This is a genomic window from Erysipelothrix rhusiopathiae (assembly GCF_900637845.1).
Classification (GTDB): domain Bacteria; phylum Bacillota_I; class Bacilli_A; order Erysipelotrichales; family Erysipelotrichaceae; genus Erysipelothrix; species Erysipelothrix rhusiopathiae.
Genome location: NZ_LR134439.1, coordinates 753,234 through 776,482 on the forward strand (window position 1 = coordinate 753,234; position 23,249 = coordinate 776,482).

Annotated in this window: 3 protein-coding genes and 10 rRNA genes; 12 read left to right on the forward strand and 1 reads right to left on the reverse strand. The window is 43.8% G+C overall.

Features of this window, described 5'->3' with window-relative positions; all coding sequences use genetic code 11:
- The first annotated feature begins 11 nt into the window (after window positions 1-11).
- From rrf (EL194_RS03750) to EL194_RS03800, 11 genes are all read left to right on the forward strand, one after another.
- Window positions 12-125: ribosomal RNA gene (gene rrf / locus EL194_RS03750) — 5S ribosomal RNA — on the forward strand.
- A gap of 498 nt (window positions 126-623) precedes the next feature.
- Window positions 624-2,162, forward strand: a 16S ribosomal RNA gene (locus EL194_RS03755).
- A gap of 308 nt (window positions 2,163-2,470) precedes the next feature.
- Window positions 2,471-5,368: ribosomal RNA gene (locus EL194_RS03760) — 23S ribosomal RNA — on the forward strand.
- Between the two features lie 76 nt (window positions 5,369-5,444).
- A 5S ribosomal RNA gene (gene rrf / locus EL194_RS03765) occupies window positions 5,445-5,558 on the forward strand.
- A gap of 497 nt (window positions 5,559-6,055) precedes the next feature.
- Window positions 6,056-7,594 (forward strand): 16S ribosomal RNA (locus EL194_RS03770).
- A 308-nt stretch (window positions 7,595-7,902) separates the two neighbouring features.
- A 23S ribosomal RNA gene (locus EL194_RS03775) occupies window positions 7,903-10,800 on the forward strand.
- Between the two features lie 76 nt (window positions 10,801-10,876).
- Window positions 10,877-10,990, forward strand: a 5S ribosomal RNA gene (gene rrf / locus EL194_RS03780).
- Window positions 10,991-11,489: 499 nt separating this feature from the next.
- Window positions 11,490-13,028: ribosomal RNA gene (locus EL194_RS03785) — 16S ribosomal RNA — on the forward strand.
- A 308-nt stretch (window positions 13,029-13,336) separates the two neighbouring features.
- Window positions 13,337-16,234, forward strand: a 23S ribosomal RNA gene (locus tag EL194_RS03790).
- Between the two features lie 76 nt (window positions 16,235-16,310).
- Window positions 16,311-16,424, forward strand: a 5S ribosomal RNA gene (rrf, locus tag EL194_RS03795).
- The 16S, 23S and 5S rRNA genes sit together here, the layout of an rRNA operon.
- 190 nt (window positions 16,425-16,614) lie before the next feature.
- Entirely contained in the window at window positions 16,615-21,936 is a 5,322-nt protein-coding gene (locus EL194_RS03800; RefSeq protein ID WP_003776000.1) for a SpaA isopeptide-forming pilin-related protein, read from the forward strand.
- A 53-nt stretch (window positions 21,937-21,989) separates the two neighbouring features.
- Here the strand turns inward: EL194_RS03800 and EL194_RS03805 are convergent, their stop codons facing one another.
- Window positions 21,990-22,781 carry a GNAT family N-acetyltransferase gene (locus EL194_RS03805; RefSeq protein ID WP_003775998.1) on the reverse strand — a complete coding sequence of 264 codons (792 nt, stop codon included), beginning with the start codon at window positions 22,779-22,781 and terminating at the stop codon, window positions 21,990-21,992.
- Window positions 22,782-22,876: 95 nt separating this feature from the next.
- Here EL194_RS03805 and EL194_RS03810 point away from each other — a divergent pair, with 95 nt between their 5' ends.
- Window positions 22,877-23,140, forward strand: a complete 264-nt coding sequence (locus EL194_RS03810; RefSeq protein WP_013852430.1) for a hypothetical protein — start codon at window positions 22,877-22,879, stop codon at window positions 23,138-23,140.
- The last annotated feature ends 109 nt before the right edge of the window (window positions 23,141-23,249 follow it).

Consider the following 23,249-nt stretch of genomic DNA (forward strand, 5'->3'; position numbering starts at 1 on the left):
ATGCACTACGATCTGGTGATTTTAGCGAAGTGGTCACACCTGTTCCCATCTCGAACACAGAAGTTAAGCACTTTAGCGGCGACAATATCTAGCCACGCGCTAGTGAAGATAGTTCATCGCCAGGTAATTTGACACTCTATTTAGAGTGTCTTTTTTTATGTTCTCAAAGAAGCGCTTATACTGACCATCACGGTATAAAATGATGAAACACGATGTCGATCTAAAAAATCATAGAATAAAGTGGTAAGTCTAAATAGGTGCTGCATTGTGAGCTGGATCGGTATCAAGCTTATAAAACGCCAACTTTTGTGAGCGAAAAGGGAAAAAGAAACAAAAAACCATCCAAAAACCGCCTATAAAAAAGACAAAAAAAACAGGTAAAACAGGCATATATGAACCATGAAAATCACGAATGAACTGAAAAGACCTAAAAAAAGAAGAAATGTCAAAATAAAGTGAAAATAGTGTTGACGGTGGCTAAAGAGGGTGGTATTATATACAAGCGCTAAGGGAAACCGAGTGCAGAAAATGGTCTTTGAAAACTAAACAGGAAACGTCAATTTCAAAAAGAAATACGGATAAATTAATAAACAAAACTCGTCAGAGTTAAAAAGAGAAAGAATCAAATGGAGAGTTTGATCCTGGCTCAGGATGAACGCTGGCGGCGTGCCTAATACATGCAAGTCGAACGAAGTGAAGAGGAGCTTGCTCCTTGGAACTTAGTGGCGAACGGGTGAGTAATACATAAGCAACCTGCCTCGATGCCTGGGATAACAGAGGGAAACTTCTGCTAATACCGGATACGTTAATCTAAGACATCTTAGATTAATTAAAGATGGGATACATCACAACGAGATGGGCTTATGGCGCATTAGTTAGTTGGTAAGGTAACGGCTTACCAAGACGATGATGCGTAGCCGACCTGAGAGGGTGACCGGCCACACTGGGACTGAGACACGGCCCAGACTCCTACGGGAGGCAGCAGTAGGGAATTTTCGGCAATGGGGGAAACCCTGACCGAGCAACGCCGCGTGAGTGAAGACGGCCTTCGGGTTGTAAAGCTCTGTTGTAAGGGAAGAACGATAGGAAGAGGGAATGCTTCTTATATGACGGTACCTTACCAGAAAGCCACGGCTAACTACGTGCCAGCAGCCGCGGTAATACGTAGGTGGCAAGCGTTATCCGGAATTATTGGGCGTAAAGGGAGCGCAGGCGGTTTATCAAGTTTATGGTTAAAGTTCGGGGCTTAACCCCGTGATGCCATAGAAACTGGTAGACTAGAGTGCAGGAGAGGTTAGTGGAATTCCATGTGTAGCGGTAAAATGCGTAGATATATGGAGGAACACCAGTGGCGAAGGCGGCTAACTGGCCTGTAACTGACGCTGAGGCTCGAAAGCGTGGGGAGCAAATAGGATTAGATACCCTAGTAGTCCACGCCGTAAACGATGGATACTAAGTGTTGGAGAAATTCAGTGCTGTAGTTAACGCAATAAGTATCCCGCCTGGGGAGTATGCGCGCAAGCGTAAAACTCAAAGGAATTGACGGGGGCCCGCACAAGCGGTGGAGTATGTGGTTTAATTCGAAGCAACGCGAAGAACCTTACCAGGTCTTGACATACCGCGCAAAAGCACAGAGATGTGTAATAGTTATGGCGGATACAGGTGGTGCATGGTTGTCGTCAGCTCGTGTCGTGAGATGTTGGGTTAAGTCCCGCAACGAGCGCAACCCTTGTCTTTAGTTACCAGCATTAAGTTGGGGACTCTAAAGAGACTGCCGGTGATAAACCGGAGGAAGGTGGGGATGACGTCAAATCATCATGCCCCTTATGATCTGGGCTACACACGTACTACAATGGCGTATACAGAGGGCAGCGAAGCAGCGATGCGGAGCGAATCTCAGAAAGTACGTCTCAGTTCGGATTGGAGTCTGCAACTCGACTCCATGAAGTCGGAATCGCTAGTAATCGCGGATCAGAATGCCGCGGTGAATACGTTCTCGGGCCTTGTACACACCGCCCGTCAAACCATGAGAGTTGGTAATACCCGAAGCCGGTGGCCTAACCTAGTTTACTAGGAGGGAGCCGTCGAAGGTAGGATCGATGATTGGGGTTAAGTCGTAACAAGGTATCCCTACCGGAAGGTGGGGATGGATCACCTCCTTTCTAAGGAGTAATTAGAAAGACGTGAAGTTGACACCTAAAGTTTCCTGTTTAGTTTTGAGAGTCCGTTGGAATCTCAAGAAAAATGATCTTTGAAAACTGAATAACAGAAAAGAAAAAGAGATAGACAAAGAAATAAATGTTATCAACATGATCTTTTCGAATAGTTGTATAAAACTAGATTTACATCAAGTTAAACAAAAACAGTAACTTAAGCAATTAAGTAAGCAATCAAAGCAAACACACAGCTTATCAAGCGATAAGCGTTAAAAAAAACCTGATTTTAAGAATTAGGGCGCGAAATTACATGTGATTAAATATGTAAGGGCGTACGGTGGATGCCTAGGCACTAAGAGCTGATGAAGGACGCGACTAACAGCGAAATGCCTCGGGGAGTGGTACGTACACAACGATCCGGGGGTATCCGAATGGGGAAACCCAATACTGGTTATGCAGTATTACACATAAATGAATACATAGTTTATGATGAGGCAACCTTGCGAACTGAAACATCTTAGTAGCAAGAGGAAAAGAAAACAAAAGTGATTCCCTGAGTAGTGGCGAGCGAAACGGGAAAAGCCCAAACCATCTTCGTGATGGGGTAGTAGGACCACAACGTGGGATATCGAAGCTAGTCGAATGGCATTGAAAGGCCAGTCAAAGAAGGTGCAAACCCTGTAGACGAAAGCGTAAGATACTCTAGTGGTATCCTGAGTACGGCGAGGCACGAGAAACCTTGTCGGAATCAACCGGGACCACCCGGTAAGGCTAAATACTCCTTAGTGACCGATAGTGAACCAGTACCGTGAGGGAAAGGTGAAAAGAACCGCGGAAGCGGAGTGAAATAGATCCTGAAACCGTATGCTTACAAGAAGTCAGAGCCCGTTAATGGGTGATGGCGTGCCTTTTGTAGAATGAACCGGCGAGTTACTCATAATGTGCGAGGTTAAGTTGAAGAGACGGAGCCGAAGCGAAAGCGAGTCTTAATAGGGCGATATAGTACATTGTGGTAGACCCGAAACTGAGTGATCTAGCCATGACCAGGTTGAAGTTTGGGTGAAACCAAATGGAGGACCGAACCGACCATCGTTGAAAAGCTGGCGGATGAGTTGTGGCTAGCGGAGAAATTCCAATCGAACTCAGATATAGCTGGTTCTCCCCGAAATAGCTTTAGGGCTAGCGTCAATGTAAGGCCACTGGAGGTAGAGCACTGAATGTATGATGGCCCCATCTCGGGGTACTGAATATAATCAAACTCCGAATGCCAGTGGATAGTAGTTGGCAGTCAGACTATGGGTGATAAGGTCCGTAGTCGAAAGGGAAACAGCCCAGACCATCAGTTAAGGTCCCAAAATTCATGCTAAGTGGAAAAGGATGTGGGGATGCACAGACAACTAGGAGGTTGGCTCAGAAGCAGCCATCCTTTAAAGAGTGCGTAACAGCTCACTAGTCGAGTGACCCTGCGCCGAAAATGTACCGGGGCTAAGTATGATACCGAAACTATGGATTTATTGTTTCAATAAATGGTAGGGGAGCGTTCTATACTGCGTTGAAGCTGTACCGTAAGGAGCAGTGGAGTGTATAGAAGTGAGAATGCCGGTGTGAGTAGCGAGATGTCAGTGAGAATCTGACACACCGATTGCCTAAGGTTTCCAGGGGAAGGCTCGTCCTCCCTGGGTAAGTCGGGACCTAAGATGAGGCTGAAAAGCGTAGTCGATGGACAACAGGTTGATATTCCTGTACCCGATACATAAGTGAAGGAATGACAGAGAAGGCTAGGTTATGCCAGCGACTGGAAGTGCTGGTTTAAGCGAAGGAGCTGTATGGTAGGCAAATCCGCCATGCAAAGCAAAGGCGTTACGAGGAGTGAACCCGTGAGGAAGTAGCGAAGTAACTGATGCCAGCTCTCAAGAAAAGTTTCTAGCGTTAATTATGTATTGGCCCGTACCAAAACCGACACAGGTAGGCAAGGAGAGAATCCTAAGGTGAGCGAGAGAACTGTTGCCAAGGAACTCGGCAAAATGACCCCGTAACTTCGGGAGAAGGGGTGCTCGTAAGAGCCGCAGTGAAGAGGCCCAAGCGACTGTTTAACTAAAACACAGCTCTCTGCAAAGTCGCAAGACGAAGTATAGGGGGTGACACCTGCCCGGTGCTGGAAGGTTAAGGGAATATGTTAGAATTCGTTCGAAGCATTGAACTGAAGCCCCAGTGAACGGCGGCCGTAACTATAACGGTCCTAAGGTAGCGAAATTCCTTGTCGGGTAAGTTCCGACCCGCACGAAAGGTGTAACGATTTGGGCGCTGTCTCGGCAGCAGACTCGGTGAAATCTTAGTACCGGTAAAGATGCCGGTTACCCGCAACTAGACGGAAAGACCCCATGGAGCTTTACTGTAGCTTGATATTGAACTTTGAGCCTACATGTACAGGATAGGTGGGAGACTATGAAGCATGTACGCTAGTATATGTGGAGTCGCCATTGGGATACCACTCTTGTATGTTTGAAGTTCTAACCGCGTACCGTGATCCGGTACCGGGAGAGTGTCAGGTGGGCAGTTTGACTGGGGCGGTCGCCTCCTAAAGAGTAACGGAGGCGCCCAAAGGTACCCTCAGATTGGTTGGAAATCAATCGACGAGCGTAAAGGCAGAAGGGTGCTTGACTGCGAGACCTACAAGTCGAGCAGGGACGAAAGTCGGGCTTAGTGATCCGGCGGTTCCGAGTGGAAGGGCCGTCGCTTAACGGATAAAAGCTACCCTGGGGATAACAGGCTAATCTCGCCCAAGAGTTCACATCGACGGCGAGGTTTGGCACCTCGATGTCGGCTCATCGCATCCTGGAGCTGAATTAGGTTCCAAGGGTTGGGCTGTCCGCCCATTAAAGCGGTACGCGAGCTGGGTTCAGAACGTCGTGAGACAGTTCGGTCCCTATCTGTTGTGGGCGTAGGAAATTTGAGGAGCGCTGTCCCTAGTACGAGAGGACCGGGATGGACATACCGCTGGTGTACCAGTTGTTCTGCCAAGGGCATCGCTGGGTAGCTAAGTATGGACTGGATAAGCGCTGAAAGCATCTAAGCACGAAGCCAACTCCAAGATGAGATTTCCCATACGTAAGTAGTAAGACCCCTGAGAGACGATCAGGTTGATAGGTCAGAGGTGGAAGCATAGTGATATGTGGAGCTGACTGATACTAATAGGTCGAGGTTTTAATCACAAAAGATACAACGATTCGAAAAAGATCAAATTTCTGTTATTCAGTTTTGAGAGTTCATCTCTCTAATGCACTACGATCTGGTGATTTTAGCGAAGTGGTCACACCTGTTCCCATCTCGAACACAGAAGTTAAGCACTTTAGCGGCGACAATATCTAGCCACGCGCTAGTGAAGATAGTTCATCGCCAGGTAATTTGACACTCTATTTAGAGTGTCTTTTTTTATGTTTTCAAAGAAGCGCTTATACTGACCATCACGGTATAAAATGATGAAACACGATGTCGATCTAAAAAATCATAGAATAAAGTGGTAAGTCTAAATAGGTGCTGCATTGTGAGCTGGATCGGTATCAAGCTTATAAAACGCCAACTTTTGTGAGCGAAAAGGGAAAAAGAAACAAAAAACTATCCAAAAACCGCCTATAAAAAAGACAAAAAAACAGGTAAAACAGGCATATATGAACCATGAAAATCACGAATGAACTGAAAAGACCTAAAAAAAGAAGAAATGTCAAAATAAAGTGAAAATAGTGTTGACGGTGGCTAAAGAGGGTGGTATTATATACAAGCGCTAAGGGAAACCGAGTGCAGAAAATGGTCTTTGAAAACTAAACAGGAAACGTCAATTTCAAAAAGAAATACGGATAAATTAATAAACAAAACTCGTCAGAGTTAAAAAGAGAAAGAATCAAATGGAGAGTTTGATCCTGGCTCAGGATGAACGCTGGCGGCGTGCCTAATACATGCAAGTCGAACGAAGTGAAGAGGAGCTTGCTCCTTGGAACTTAGTGGCGAACGGGTGAGTAATACATAAGCAACCTGCCTCGATGCCTGGGATAACAGAGGGAAACTTCTGCTAATACCGGATACGTTAATCTAAGACATCTTAGATTAATTAAAGATGGGATACATCACAACGAGATGGGCTTATGGCGCATTAGTTAGTTGGTAAGGTAACGGCTTACCAAGACGATGATGCGTAGCCGACCTGAGAGGGTGACCGGCCACACTGGGACTGAGACACGGCCCAGACTCCTACGGGAGGCAGCAGTAGGGAATTTTCGGCAATGGGGGAAACCCTGACCGAGCAACGCCGCGTGAGTGAAGACGGCCTTCGGGTTGTAAAGCTCTGTTGTAAGGGAAGAACGATAGGAAGAGGGAATGCTTCTTATATGACGGTACCTTACCAGAAAGCCACGGCTAACTACGTGCCAGCAGCCGCGGTAATACGTAGGTGGCAAGCGTTATCCGGAATTATTGGGCGTAAAGGGAGCGCAGGCGGTTTATCAAGTTTATGGTTAAAGTTCGGGGCTTAACCCCGTGATGCCATAGAAACTGGTAGACTAGAGTGCAGGAGAGGTTAGTGGAATTCCATGTGTAGCGGTAAAATGCGTAGATATATGGAGGAACACCAGTGGCGAAGGCGGCTAACTGGCCTGTAACTGACGCTGAGGCTCGAAAGCGTGGGGAGCAAATAGGATTAGATACCCTAGTAGTCCACGCCGTAAACGATGGATACTAAGTGTTGGAGAAATTCAGTGCTGTAGTTAACGCAATAAGTATCCCGCCTGGGGAGTATGCGCGCAAGCGTAAAACTCAAAGGAATTGACGGGGGCCCGCACAAGCGGTGGAGTATGTGGTTTAATTCGAAGCAACGCGAAGAACCTTACCAGGTCTTGACATACCGCGCAAAAGCACAGAGATGTGTAATAGTTATGGCGGATACAGGTGGTGCATGGTTGTCGTCAGCTCGTGTCGTGAGATGTTGGGTTAAGTCCCGCAACGAGCGCAACCCTTGTCTTTAGTTACCAGCATTAAGTTGGGGACTCTAAAGAGACTGCCGGTGATAAACCGGAGGAAGGTGGGGATGACGTCAAATCATCATGCCCCTTATGATCTGGGCTACACACGTACTACAATGGCGTATACAGAGGGCAGCGAAGCAGCGATGCGGAGCGAATCTCAGAAAGTACGTCTCAGTTCGGATTGGAGTCTGCAACTCGACTCCATGAAGTCGGAATCGCTAGTAATCGCGGATCAGAATGCCGCGGTGAATACGTTCTCGGGCCTTGTACACACCGCCCGTCAAACCATGAGAGTTGGTAATACCCGAAGCCGGTGGCCTAACCTAGTTTACTAGGAGGGAGCCGTCGAAGGTAGGATCGATGATTGGGGTTAAGTCGTAACAAGGTATCCCTACCGGAAGGTGGGGATGGATCACCTCCTTTCTAAGGAGTAATTAGAAAGACGTGAAGTTGACACCTAAAGTTTCCTGTTTAGTTTTGAGAGTCCGTTGGAATCTCAAGAAAAATGATCTTTGAAAACTGAATAACAGAAAAGAAAAAGAGATAGACAAAGAAATAAATGTTATCAACATGATCTTTTCGAATAGTTGTATAAAACTAGATTTACATCAAGTTAAACAAAAACAGTAACTTAAGCAATTAAGTAAGCAATCAAAGCAAACACACAGCTTATCAAGCGATAAGCGTTAAAAAAAACCTGATTTTAAGAATTAGGGCGCGAAATTACATGTGATTAAATATGTAAGGGCGTACGGTGGATGCCTAGGCACTAAGAGCTGATGAAGGACGCGACTAACAGCGAAATGCCTCGGGGAGTGGTACGTACACAACGATCCGGGGGTATCCGAATGGGGAAACCCAATACTGGTTATGCAGTATTACACATAAATGAATACATAGTTTATGATGAGGCAACCTTGCGAACTGAAACATCTTAGTAGCAAGAGGAAAAGAAAACAAAAGTGATTCCCTGAGTAGTGGCGAGCGAAACGGGAAAAGCCCAAACCATCTTCGTGATGGGGTAGTAGGACCACAACGTGGGATATCGAAGCTAGTCGAATGGCATTGAAAGGCCAGTCAAAGAAGGTGCAAACCCTGTAGACGAAAGCGTAAGATACTCTAGTGGTATCCTGAGTACGGCGAGGCACGAGAAACCTTGTCGGAATCAACCGGGACCACCCGGTAAGGCTAAATACTCCTTAGTGACCGATAGTGAACCAGTACCGTGAGGGAAAGGTGAAAAGAACCGCGGAAGCGGAGTGAAATAGATCCTGAAACCGTATGCTTACAAGAAGTCAGAGCCCGTTAATGGGTGATGGCGTGCCTTTTGTAGAATGAACCGGCGAGTTACTCATAATGTGCGAGGTTAAGTTGAAGAGACGGAGCCGAAGCGAAAGCGAGTCTTAATAGGGCGATATAGTACATTGTGGTAGACCCGAAACTGAGTGATCTAGCCATGACCAGGTTGAAGTTTGGGTGAAACCAAATGGAGGACCGAACCGACCATCGTTGAAAAGCTGGCGGATGAGTTGTGGCTAGCGGAGAAATTCCAATCGAACTCAGATATAGCTGGTTCTCCCCGAAATAGCTTTAGGGCTAGCGTCAATGTAAGGCCACTGGAGGTAGAGCACTGAATGTATGATGGCCCCATCTCGGGGTACTGAATATAATCAAACTCCGAATGCCAGTGGATAGTAGTTGGCAGTCAGACTATGGGTGATAAGGTCCGTAGTCGAAAGGGAAACAGCCCAGACCATCAGTTAAGGTCCCAAAATTCATGCTAAGTGGAAAAGGATGTGGGGATGCACAGACAACTAGGAGGTTGGCTCAGAAGCAGCCATCCTTTAAAGAGTGCGTAACAGCTCACTAGTCGAGTGACCCTGCGCCGAAAATGTACCGGGGCTAAGTATGATACCGAAACTATGGATTTATTGTTTCAATAAATGGTAGGGGAGCGTTCTATACTGCGTTGAAGCTGTACCGTAAGGAGCAGTGGAGTGTATAGAAGTGAGAATGCCGGTGTGAGTAGCGAGATGTCAGTGAGAATCTGACACACCGATTGCCTAAGGTTTCCAGGGGAAGGCTCGTCCTCCCTGGGTAAGTCGGGACCTAAGATGAGGCTGAAAAGCGTAGTCGATGGACAACAGGTTGATATTCCTGTACCCGATACATAAGTGAAGGAATGACAGAGAAGGCTAGGTTATGCCAGCGACTGGAAGTGCTGGTTTAAGCGAAGGAGCTGTATGGTAGGCAAATCCGCCATGCAAAGCAAAGGCGTTACGAGGAGTGAACCCGTGAGGAAGTAGCGAAGTAACTGATGCCAGCTCTCAAGAAAAGTTTCTAGCGTTAATTATGTATTGGCCCGTACCAAAACCGACACAGGTAGGCAAGGAGAGAATCCTAAGGTGAGCGAGAGAACTGTTGCCAAGGAACTCGGCAAAATGACCCCGTAACTTCGGGAGAAGGGGTGCTCGTAAGAGCCGCAGTGAAGAGGCCCAAGCGACTGTTTAACTAAAACACAGCTCTCTGCAAAGTCGCAAGACGAAGTATAGGGGGTGACACCTGCCCGGTGCTGGAAGGTTAAGGGAATATGTTAGAATTCGTTCGAAGCATTGAACTGAAGCCCCAGTGAACGGCGGCCGTAACTATAACGGTCCTAAGGTAGCGAAATTCCTTGTCGGGTAAGTTCCGACCCGCACGAAAGGTGTAACGATTTGGGCGCTGTCTCGGCAGCAGACTCGGTGAAATCTTAGTACCGGTAAAGATGCCGGTTACCCGCAACTAGACGGAAAGACCCCATGGAGCTTTACTGTAGCTTGATATTGAACTTTGAGCCTACATGTACAGGATAGGTGGGAGACTATGAAGCATGTACGCTAGTATATGTGGAGTCGCCATTGGGATACCACTCTTGTATGTTTGAAGTTCTAACCGCGTACCGTGATCCGGTACCGGGAGAGTGTCAGGTGGGCAGTTTGACTGGGGCGGTCGCCTCCTAAAGAGTAACGGAGGCGCCCAAAGGTACCCTCAGATTGGTTGGAAATCAATCGACGAGCGTAAAGGCAGAAGGGTGCTTGACTGCGAGACCTACAAGTCGAGCAGGGACGAAAGTCGGGCTTAGTGATCCGGCGGTTCCGAGTGGAAGGGCCGTCGCTTAACGGATAAAAGCTACCCTGGGGATAACAGGCTAATCTCGCCCAAGAGTTCACATCGACGGCGAGGTTTGGCACCTCGATGTCGGCTCATCGCATCCTGGAGCTGAATTAGGTTCCAAGGGTTGGGCTGTCCGCCCATTAAAGCGGTACGCGAGCTGGGTTCAGAACGTCGTGAGACAGTTCGGTCCCTATCTGTTGTGGGCGTAGGAAATTTGAGGAGCGCTGTCCCTAGTACGAGAGGACCGGGATGGACATACCGCTGGTGTACCAGTTGTTCTGCCAAGGGCATCGCTGGGTAGCTAAGTATGGACTGGATAAGCGCTGAAAGCATCTAAGCACGAAGCCAACTCCAAGATGAGATTTCCCATACGTAAGTAGTAAGACCCCTGAGAGACGATCAGGTTGATAGGTCAGAGGTGGAAGCATAGTGATATGTGGAGCTGACTGATACTAATAGGTCGAGGTTTTAATCACAAAAGATACAACGATTCGAAAAAGATCAAATTTCTGTTATTCAGTTTTGAGAGTTCATCTCTCTAATGCACTACGATCTGGTGATTTTAGCGAAGTGGTCACACCTGTTCCCATCTCGAACACAGAAGTTAAGCACTTTAGCGGCGACAATATCTAGCCACGCGCTAGTGAAGATAGTTCATCGCCAGGTAATTTGACACTCTATTTAGAGTGTCTTTTTTTATGTTTTCAAAGAAGCGCTTATACTGACCATCACGGTATAAAATGATGAAACACGATGTCGATCTAAAAAATCATAGAATAAAGTGGTAAGTCTAAATAGGTGCTGCATTGTGAGCTGGATCGGTATCAAGCTTATAAAACGCCAACTTTTGTGAGCGAAAAGGGAAAAAGAAACAAAAAACTATCCAAAAACCGCCTATAAAAAAGACAAAAAAAACAGGTAAAACAGGCATATATGAACCATGAAAATCACGAATGAACTGAAAAGACCTAAAAAAAGAAGAAATGTCAAAATAAAGTGAAAATAGTGTTGACGGTGGCTAAAGAGGGTGGTATTATATACAAGCGCTAAGGGAAACCGAGTGCAGAAAATGGTCTTTGAAAACTAAACAGGAAACGTCAATTTCAAAAAAGAAATACGGATAAATTAATAAACAAAACTCGTCAGAGTTAAAAAGAGAAAGAATCAAATGGAGAGTTTGATCCTGGCTCAGGATGAACGCTGGCGGCGTGCCTAATACATGCAAGTCGAACGAAGTGAAGAGGAGCTTGCTCCTTGGAACTTAGTGGCGAACGGGTGAGTAATACATAAGCAACCTGCCTCGATGCCTGGGATAACAGAGGGAAACTTCTGCTAATACCGGATACGTTAATCTAAGACATCTTAGATTAATTAAAGATGGGATACATCACAACGAGATGGGCTTATGGCGCATTAGTTAGTTGGTAAGGTAACGGCTTACCAAGACGATGATGCGTAGCCGACCTGAGAGGGTGACCGGCCACACTGGGACTGAGACACGGCCCAGACTCCTACGGGAGGCAGCAGTAGGGAATTTTCGGCAATGGGGGAAACCCTGACCGAGCAACGCCGCGTGAGTGAAGACGGCCTTCGGGTTGTAAAGCTCTGTTGTAAGGGAAGAACGATAGGAAGAGGGAATGCTTCTTATATGACGGTACCTTACCAGAAAGCCACGGCTAACTACGTGCCAGCAGCCGCGGTAATACGTAGGTGGCAAGCGTTATCCGGAATTATTGGGCGTAAAGGGAGCGCAGGCGGTTTATCAAGTTTATGGTTAAAGTTCGGGGCTTAACCCCGTGATGCCATAGAAACTGGTAGACTAGAGTGCAGGAGAGGTTAGTGGAATTCCATGTGTAGCGGTAAAATGCGTAGATATATGGAGGAACACCAGTGGCGAAGGCGGCTAACTGGCCTGTAACTGACGCTGAGGCTCGAAAGCGTGGGGAGCAAATAGGATTAGATACCCTAGTAGTCCACGCCGTAAACGATGGATACTAAGTGTTGGAGAAATTCAGTGCTGTAGTTAACGCAATAAGTATCCCGCCTGGGGAGTATGCGCGCAAGCGTAAAACTCAAAGGAATTGACGGGGGCCCGCACAAGCGGTGGAGTATGTGGTTTAATTCGAAGCAACGCGAAGAACCTTACCAGGTCTTGACATACCGCGCAAAAGCACAGAGATGTGTAATAGTTATGGCGGATACAGGTGGTGCATGGTTGTCGTCAGCTCGTGTCGTGAGATGTTGGGTTAAGTCCCGCAACGAGCGCAACCCTTGTCTTTAGTTACCAGCATTAAGTTGGGGACTCTAAAGAGACTGCCGGTGATAAACCGGAGGAAGGTGGGGATGACGTCAAATCATCATGCCCCTTATGATCTGGGCTACACACGTACTACAATGGCGTATACAGAGGGCAGCGAAGCAGCGATGCGGAGCGAATCTCAGAAAGTACGTCTCAGTTCGGATTGGAGTCTGCAACTCGACTCCATGAAGTCGGAATCGCTAGTAATCGCGGATCAGAATGCCGCGGTGAATACGTTCTCGGGCCTTGTACACACCGCCCGTCAAACCATGAGAGTTGGTAATACCCGAAGCCGGTGGCCTAACCTAGTTTACTAGGAGGGAGCCGTCGAAGGTAGGATCGATGATTGGGGTTAAGTCGTAACAAGGTATCCCTACCGGAAGGTGGGGATGGATCACCTCCTTTCTAAGGAGTAATTAGAAAGACGTGAAGTTGACACCTAAAGTTTCCTGTTTAGTTTTGAGAGTCCGTTGGAATCTCAAGAAAAATGATCTTTGAAAACTGAATAACAGAAAAGAAAAAGAGATAGACAAAGAAATAAATGTTATCAACATGATCTTTTCGAATAGTTGTATAAAACTAGATTTACATCAAGTTAAACAAAAACAGTAACTTAAGCAATTAAGTAAGCAATCAAAGCAAACACACAGCTTATCAAGCGATAAGCGTTAAAAAAAACCTGATTTTAAGAATTAGGGCGCGAAATTACATGTGATTAAATATGTAAGGGCGTACGGTGGATGCCTAGGCACTAAGAGCTGATGAAGGACGCGACTAACAGCGAAATGCCTCGGGGAGTGGTACGTACACAACGATCCGGGGGTATCCGAATGGGGAAACCCAATACTGGTTATGCAGTATTACACATAAATGAATACATAGTTTATGATGAGGCAACCTTGCGAACTGAAACATCTTAGTAGCAAGAGGAAAAGAAAACAAAAGTGATTCCCTGAGTAGTGGCGAGCGAAACGGGAAAAGCCCAAACCATCTTCGTGATGGGGTAGTAGGACCACAACGTGGGATATCGAAGCTAGTCGAATGGCATTGAAAGGCCAGTCAAAGAAGGTGCAAACCCTGTAGACGAAAGCGTAAGATACTCTAGTGGTATCCTGAGTACGGCGAGGCACGAGAAACCTTGTCGGAATCAACCGGGACCACCCGGTAAGGCTAAATACTCCTTAGTGACCGATAGTGAACCAGTACCGTGAGGGAAAGGTGAAAAGAACCGCGGAAGCGGAGTGAAATAGATCCTGAAACCGTATGCTTACAAGAAGTCAGAGCCCGTTAATGGGTGATGGCGTGCCTTTTGTAGAATGAACCGGCGAGTTACTCATAATGTGCGAGGTTAAGTTGAAGAGACGGAGCCGAAGCGAAAGCGAGTCTTAATAGGGCGATATAGTACATTGTGGTAGACCCGAAACTGAGTGATCTAGCCATGACCAGGTTGAAGTTTGGGTGAAACCAAATGGAGGACCGAACCGACCATCGTTGAAAAGCTGGCGGATGAGTTGTGGCTAGCGGAGAAATTCCAATCGAACTCAGATATAGCTGGTTCTCCCCGAAATAGCTTTAGGGCTAGCGTCAATGTAAGGCCACTGGAGGTAGAGCACTGAATGTATGATGGCCCCATCTCGGGGTACTGAATATAATCAAACTCCGAATGCCAGTGGATAGTAGTTGGCAGTCAGACTATGGGTGATAAGGTCCGTAGTCGAAAGGGAAACAGCCCAGACCATCAGTTAAGGTCCCAAAATTCATGCTAAGTGGAAAAGGATGTGGGGATGCACAGACAACTAGGAGGTTGGCTCAGAAGCAGCCATCCTTTAAAGAGTGCGTAACAGCTCACTAGTCGAGTGACCCTGCGCCGAAAATGTACCGGGGCTAAGTATGATACCGAAACTATGGATTTATTGTTTCAATAAATGGTAGGGGAGCGTTCTATACTGCGTTGAAGCTGTACCGTAAGGAGCAGTGGAGTGTATAGAAGTGAGAATGCCGGTGTGAGTAGCGAGATGTCAGTGAGAATCTGACACACCGATTGCCTAAGGTTTCCAGGGGAAGGCTCGTCCTCCCTGGGTAAGTCGGGACCTAAGATGAGGCTGAAAAGCGTAGTCGATGGACAACAGGTTGATATTCCTGTACCCGATACATAAGTGAAGGAATGACAGAGAAGGCTAGGTTATGCCAGCGACTGGAAGTGCTGGTTTAAGCGAAGGAGCTGTATGGTAGGCAAATCCGCCATGCAAAGCAAAGGCGTTACGAGGAGTGAACCCGTGAGGAAGTAGCGAAGTAACTGATGCCAGCTCTCAAGAAAAGTTTCTAGCGTTAATTATGTATTGGCCCGTACCAAAACCGACACAGGTAGGCAAGGAGAGAATCCTAAGGTGAGCGAGAGAACTGTTGCCAAGGAACTCGGCAAAATGACCCCGTAACTTCGGGAGAAGGGGTGCTCGTAAGAGCCGCAGTGAAGAGGCCCAAGCGACTGTTTAACTAAAACACAGCTCTCTGCAAAGTCGCAAGACGAAGTATAGGGGGTGACACCTGCCCGGTGCTGGAAGGTTAAGGGAATATGTTAGAATTCGTTCGAAGCATTGAACTGAAGCCCCAGTGAACGGCGGCCGTAACTATAACGGTCCTAAGGTAGCGAAATTCCTTGTCGGGTAAGTTCCGACCCGCACGAAAGGTGTAACGATTTGGGCGCTGTCTCGGCAGCAGACTCGGTGAAATCTTAGTACCGGTAAAGATGCCGGTTACCCGCAACTAGACGGAAAGACCCCATGGAGCTTTACTGTAGCTTGATATTGAACTTTGAGCCTACATGTACAGGATAGGTGGGAGACTATGAAGCATGTACGCTAGTATATGTGGAGTCGCCATTGGGATACCACTCTTGTATGTTTGAAGTTCTAACCGCGTACCGTGATCCGGTACCGGGAGAGTGTCAGGTGGGCAGTTTGACTGGGGCGGTCGCCTCCTAAAGAGTAACGGAGGCGCCCAAAGGTACCCTCAGATTGGTTGGAAATCAATCGACGAGCGTAAAGGCAGAAGGGTGCTTGACTGCGAGACCTACAAGTCGAGCAGGGACGAAAGTCGGGCTTAGTGATCCGGCGGTTCCGAGTGGAAGGGCCGTCGCTTAACGGATAAAAGCTACCCTGGGGATAACAGGCTAATCTCGCCCAAGAGTTCACATCGACGGCGAGGTTTGGCACCTCGATGTCGGCTCATCGCATCCTGGAGCTGAATTAGGTTCCAAGGGTTGGGCTGTCCGCCCATTAAAGCGGTACGCGAGCTGGGTTCAGAACGTCGTGAGACAGTTCGGTCCCTATCTGTTGTGGGCGTAGGAAATTTGAGGAGCGCTGTCCCTAGTACGAGAGGACCGGGATGGACATACCGCTGGTGTACCAGTTGTTCTGCCAAGGGCATCGCTGGGTAGCTAAGTATGGACTGGATAAGCGCTGAAAGCATCTAAGCACGAAGCCAACTCCAAGATGAGATTTCCCATACGTAAGTAGTAAGACCCCTGAGAGACGATCAGGTTGATAGGTCAGAGGTGGAAGCATAGTGATATGTGGAGCTGACTGATACTAATAGGTCGAGGTTTTAATCACAAAAGATACAACGATTCGAAAAAGATCAAATTTCTGTTATTCAGTTTTGAGAGTTCATCTCTCTAATGCACTACGATCTGGTGATTTTAGCGAAGTGGTCACACCTGTTCCCATCTCGAACACAGAAGTTAAGCACTTTAGCGGCGACAATATCTAGCCACGCGCTAGTGAAGATAGTTCATCGCCAGGTAATTTGACACTCTATTTAGAGTGTCTTTTTTTATATATATTTTTTTCCTAAATTTAATTATATAGTTTTATATTTGATTTTTAATATCAAATAAATGTGAAGTAGTTGAAAAGATAGTGAAGTTTATTCAATCGCTTTAAAATCACTTATAAAAGCGTAAAATTGATTAAGTGATATAAAGGAGAATAAAATGACTAAAAAATTAACATTTCTTATATTAAGCGTACTAATGATTGCCTCGTCTACCTTTGCAATCAAAGCAATAACAACAGATGAAAAACTAGCAGGTTACAACAGAACTCAAGGCTTATCGCCAGAAGAAGAGGAGAAAGCTGGTGATTTTTCCTATTACAATATGTTAATTAGTGGATATCATTCTGCTAATACCGCAGACGTTGAAGGACCATTGTTTGTTAATAAGGACTCAAATCTTTCTAAAGATTTTGATACATTTAGCTACGGGGTGATGTTCGAAGAAGACAATAATGGAGTTGGGGAACCTATTGATCCTGATCAAAATATTGCACTATTAATCGGTGGTCAAGTAAATAATTATTACCCAAATGATGACCCTTCAAGTCTAAAGTATCCAACTATTGGGGAAGGAAGTTCAAATAGAGGTTGGCTTGTTTCATCAGATACTGATTCATGGAAAGAGCAAGCATTTAATATGAACTTGTCAAAAGGTAAACAACGAGATATAAATGAATCACAATACCAAAGTATCCTTAAATCTGTTTCTGACAGCGTAGATATGCTTGAAGAAGATTTAAGTGGTGTAACAAGTATGGTTAAACCGTTTCTTAGCGAAGATGGAAAACAAATGCAAACTCTGGGAGACTATGTAGATGGTCGTTATGTTTCGTATGATATTTACCAATCGACGATTGATGAGCGTATACTTGTGGTAAACGTTGTACCAGATAAAGAGGGTACTGTTATATTTGAAGCGCTTGGGTTTGATTATAAACAAATTATCGATAGTGATAAGATTGATCAAGTTGTTGTGACATCATTTGATCGGGAATCAAGTGGAATCAAACGACATGCTGAAAAAATTGTATTTAAAGGAAATTATTTTACAAATCACTCTGGAAATAATGCAGTACTTGATATTTCACGAGGACCCGAGCATGATATTGCTGTAAATAATGCAAACAAGGTTTTATACTACTTTCCTAAAGCACAACAAGTCACAAACTTTTATAACCGCGTAAGTTGGAATGAAATCAAAGCACCTACTGGTATTACTGTTGATAATCCAGGACTTAACGAGGATGAAACATTAAATTATAATAAAGAATATCTAAAAAACTATGCAACCGGATCATCCAATAATGGAAGTGCATCAGAAGGAGGAGGCGCTGCGATTATTGGTAGTGTTGTTGCACCGGAAGCAGCAGTAGTTTTAGCTTCAGGAAATATTAATGGATTTCTAGTTTCGCATGATTTACATCAAAGATTGGGTGCAGAGGTTCATAATTTTAGAAATAATTGGATACACAGAATAAAAGATACGGGTTCCATAGAAGTAAATAAAATAGACGCTGATGACCAAAGTAAAGTCTTGGAGCATGCAGAATTTAAACTCTTTACGCACATCAAATCTGAGAAAGTTTATGCAGTCGTGAATCAAGACACCCATGATTTCGAATCGTGGGTAACTGATAAAGATAAAGCCAGTGTTTTGAAAACAGATGCACTGGGTAAAGTAGGTGTTCATAATCTTGCTCCTAGCCGTTATTGGGTTGAAGAAGTAAAAGCGCCGGATGGATATGAAATACTCACACAACCGATTGTTGCAGATGTTACCGTAAGCCATACGACATCAAAACCTCTAAAATTAGATATTGATAACCACAAACTGGGAGTTAAACCTGAACATGGTGGTTTCAAGATGATTAAGTATGGAGATAAATCAGATCAAACCCCTCTTGGTGATGCGGAGTATATTCTCTATAAAAAATATAAAGCAGATGGTTCTCAAGAGGGGAGAGAAATTACCGAATATTATACGGGATTTGGAGAATTTACAGATTGGTCTTCAAATATTCTTTTTGCCAAACATATTATTACAAATTCGAATGGGGAGGCGGTTGTAGATGGACTCCTTATTCCCAAGGATGATGAAGCTGAATACTATATTTTAGAAGCAAAAGCACCTAAGGGATTTGATTTAAATCCAGAACCTGTACAAATCAAACTGGGACAAGATCCTAATACCAATCCTCAGGTATTGTTTAAAGCATATGACAACGAAGAAGAACCATGGAAACCGATTGTTCCTGGGATGCCAGAAGGTTCGATTTTGATTGATAAATTTGATGCATCAATCAATGAAAAACCAACTTCAAATAACCAGCTGAAAGGTGCGGAATTTATTCTTTCCAAAACAGTTGAAGAGAGTGGAAGTAAAGTTACTAAGTTTTATAAAGGAATCAGTGATAAAGATAATCCATGGACTCTTGAGGAATCACAAGCGGATCATCTCATTTCAGATAATGATGGAAAAGTTCATGTAAACCATCTACGATTAGGAAATTATCAAATAAAAGAAATTAAAGCTCCAGATGGTTTCATTACCAGTTCGAAAATTTACGATGCGAATCTTACCCAAAATAACAGTGAAAACATGGTTAAGATAAAAGTAGACATACCAAACTTACCAGAGCCTAAAGTTATAGTTAAAAAAGTGGACGAAGACACCACAACAAAAACATTGGCTGGAGCTGAATTTATTCTCTACCAAGAAAACAGTGTTAAAGAATATCTAACTGAAAACATGAAGTGGAGTGCACAAGAGAGTGAAGCGAAACACTTTGTGACACAAAGCGACGGAATAGCAGAAATTAATCTACCCCAATACGGTGTTTTTTATCTTAAAGAGGTTAAGGCACCTGAGGGATATGACATCAATTCAAATCCTCTCAAGTTGGATATCGATGAAGCATCAAAAATTAAAGACTTTGAATTTTTAATTTCGAATAAAAAAATAAAACCAACAGGTTCGATTGAGTTGAAAAAAGTTGATAAAGACAATAAGTCGTTAGTATTAGAGGGAGCGGAGTTTAAACTCTATCGCAATGATAAAAATCCTGAGTACTATGTAAGTGCAAATCGTTGGTCAAATAATATTGATGATGCAGCTCTTTTTAAATCAGATCAAGACGGAATCATTCAAGTACATAATCTTGAACTCGGGTCATATTACTTTAAAGAAACAAAAGCTCCGGAAGGATATGATCTTATCTCTGAGAGTTTGAAGGTTGAACTTACGGATGCTATGAATCCACCAAGAACTTCTGTTTCCTTTGAAAATAAAAAGAAGGTTGATGAACTTGGATTGATTAAGTTACTCAAGGTTGATGCTGATGATCAGAGCAAGGTTTTATCAGGTGCAGAATTTTATTTAATTCGTGATAATCAATATTATACTGCAGCAGGAAGTTGGTCATCTTCTGAAGCCGATGCAAAACACCTTATAACGAATATAGACGGTGTTGTTGAGGTGGATGGACTAAAAGAAGGAACTTATACCTTTAGGGAAATAAAAGCGCCTGAGGGTTATGAAAAGGCGGTTATTGAAAAAGAAGTATCGCTTGATTTTACCAGTGGAACGAAAGTAGCATCTGTAACCTTTGAAAACAGCAAGCAACCATCCTTCTTAGGTGAAATCAGTTTAACGAAGGTTGATAAAAATAATACTAATCTTACATTAGAGGGAGCGGAGTTCATATTATATCGCAATGGCGAAAATGGGGTCGAGTATCGGACTGTAAGTGATACGTGGCATCAGGATAAAGCCAAGGCGAAGACTTACGTAACGGATGGCACAGGTAAAATTAGTGAACAAAATCTTGCGAAAGGCACATATCTGTTTTTAGAAACAAAAGCACCTGACGGGTATGATTTAAATCCTACACACGTTTCGCTTGTTTTAGATGGTAGCGTATCAACGGCTACAGTAATCTTTGAAAATGAAAAACTTCTCGCTTCATTGGGTTCGGTATCACTATTGAAAGTTGATGCAGAGAATCAATCAACAGTACTTCAAGGTGCGGAGTTTATTTTCTACCGTTTCAATGATCAACAGGTTAAAGAATATAGAGTCAATTCCACTCAGTGGAGTTTGGCGAAAGACGAAGCACAAGTTATGAGAACAGGTCAGGATGGTATGATTAAAGTAGAGGGTTTGAAAGATGGAACCTATTATTTTGAAGAAACACGTGCCCCTGAGGGGTTTGAATTGGATACAACACCAATTTCAGCCAAGCTTGATTCCTCAATCAACACTACAACAAATGTCGTAGCTACGAATCAATCAATCCCCGTTTTAAAGGGAAAAGTGGCGTTGAAGAAGACAGATTCAATGGATTCTACAATTTTATTAGAAGGAGCAACCTTTAATTTTGCTACGGATACATCACCCCGATCTTATTATGCAGGATCAGGGAAATGGTCGGATGATAAAAATGAAGCACTCGCATTAAGTACGGACGAAGCAGGTTTGCTCGAAATCGAAAATCTCGATTTTGGTGACTATCTATTTATTGAAACAGAGGCACCAATTGGTTATGAATTAGATTCAGAACCCCATAAAGTCAGTGTTAATGACGATCAACCGGTTCTTATCGAAATTACAAATAAAAAAATTGAAACAGTAAAAGGGTCAATTAAACTGATTAAAGTAGATGCTGATGATCCAAGTCACTTATTGGAAGGCGCTTCATTTATTATCTTTAAGAATGCGAGCGATCCAGAGTATCTAACAACGGATAATCAATGGAGTAAGGATCGAAATCGTGCTCGTGGTTTTAAAACCGATGTAGAAGGGGTTATCTCCGTAGATGACTTGGAATTAGGAACGTATTTCTTTGAAGAAATCGTCGCACCAGAAGGCTATGCATTGGATGCGACCCCTCATAAGGTCCTTGTGGAGGGAGGAAATGATCCCCAACCAGTACAAATTGTTATTGAGAACACAAAATTAGCTAAACCAAAAGGTTCCTTAGAACTGATTAAAGTAGATGCAAATAATAGCAGTAAGTATTTAAATGATGCAGAATTTATTCTATATCGCGAAGGACAAGGGGGTATTGAATACCTTACGGAAATGAATACATGGTCACTTTCAAGCGATGATGCTCAAATATTTGTAACGGCACATCAAGGGATTATCAAAATCAATAATCTTGAATTTGGGACTTACTATTTTAAAGAAGTGAAGGCACCACAAGGTTATGAGTTGGATGAAACACCAATTGAAATGATTGTGGGGGTTCATAATCCGGATGGAACGGTGAGATTTAAAAATCAGTTAAAAACGATACCTGAAATTCCAGAAGAGCCTAACAAGCCAGTGATTCCAGAGTTGCCAACAATTCCAAAAGAGCCAGAGTTACCAGCTACAGGTGTATCGAAGCAAAATTATACACTTGAAATTTCAGTAAGTCTGATTTCGGTAGGAGCATATCTAATCGTTAAAGGAAAACGAAGAAGAAATTTACTATAAAAAAACACATAGTTTCGGGGAGGACCAAGTTCCCTGAGGCTATGTGTTTTTTATTAGATTGATAATTCCATCTGGAATTGTTTTATATATAAATCGAATCCGAGGTGCATTAAGGATTCTATAATTTCTATGTTACGGGCATCGACATTGTTGATAATAAGCATATCATGATGCGTACTAACATGAGAAATAAGTCTTTCAAAATCTGAAATTGCGGTGTAACCAAAATGGCGGACACCGCCACCTGTTGATAAGGTTATGAAAGCATCTATATCATCCGTTTCAAGTGTATAGGTTTTGTGCTCAAATTCATTAAAATGTTTGTTCGAGAAGGACGGTTCAGTATGCCATAAATGATTGAGTTGATCAATTAGCGAACCTTGATGGAAATGGATTGATTCATCATGGCTTGGTTTAGATGCTGAACCTTGAAAGCAAACATATGATGCTGTTTTTTCAAAACCCATTCGGGTATAAAGTCTGATGGCTTCTTCATTAGTTTGTAGCACTTCAAGTTGGTATGTATCAATACCGTATAAACTAAAAAAAGTTAATGTGGCATCAAACATTTGTGAATAAACACCTTTTCCTCGATGTTTAGGGAGTACACCAGTCATCACATTATAAGCTAAATTTCCATCAGTAGCATTGATAATGAAACCTACTAATCTTCCTTCATAGAGCGCACCAAAGGAATACGTTAAGTTGGTATTTACACTTTCAAGCTTGTCTTTTAGTTGTTTTTCAGTTAGTTTAATTTTAACCGCATAGTCATCAAAAGAATGGTTTACCACATCGGTAAGTTCTTTTAATGTACGGTCATTAAGTTGTATGATTTCGTACATTGTTTCACCTCATGATAAATATTGTACCACGGACATTGCGGACGTTTGTATTATTAACTAAAAAATGTATAATAAGTTCTAGAAAAGAGGGCATTATGGCAGATCATGGTTTAAGATTACAAGTATCAGGTATTTCAATTTTATTGTTAGGAATCGGATTAGGCAATAATGAGATATTATTATGGTTTGGTATTATTGTAAGTTTGTATGGACTCTATCGTTCCGCAGATGAACAGGGCAAGAAATCCAAAGGGAAATATGTTCCTAATATGGATAAATTAGCAGAGCGGTCTGCAGAGTCGATAAAGGAAGCACGTCGTGGACTCGAAGATACTGAAGCAAAGGAAGAGATAGAATAATTTCTCTCCTTTTTTAATATATTCACTTATGGAGATCGATGTCGTGATATTAAATATCGGTTTTCTATAAATACTCTAATTTATTTTAGAGAAGATTCCAAACGTGGTT

Coding starts and splice junctions, on each gene's coding strand:
- EL194_RS03800 (WP_003776000.1), top strand. CDS start 16,615: ATGACTAAAAAATTAACATTTCTTATATTAAGCGTACTAATGATTGCC.
- EL194_RS03805 (WP_003775998.1), bottom strand. CDS start 22,781: ATGTACGAAATCATACAACTTAATGACCGTACATTAAAAGAACTTACC.
- EL194_RS03810 (WP_013852430.1), top strand. CDS start 22,877: ATGGCAGATCATGGTTTAAGATTACAAGTATCAGGTATTTCAATTTTA.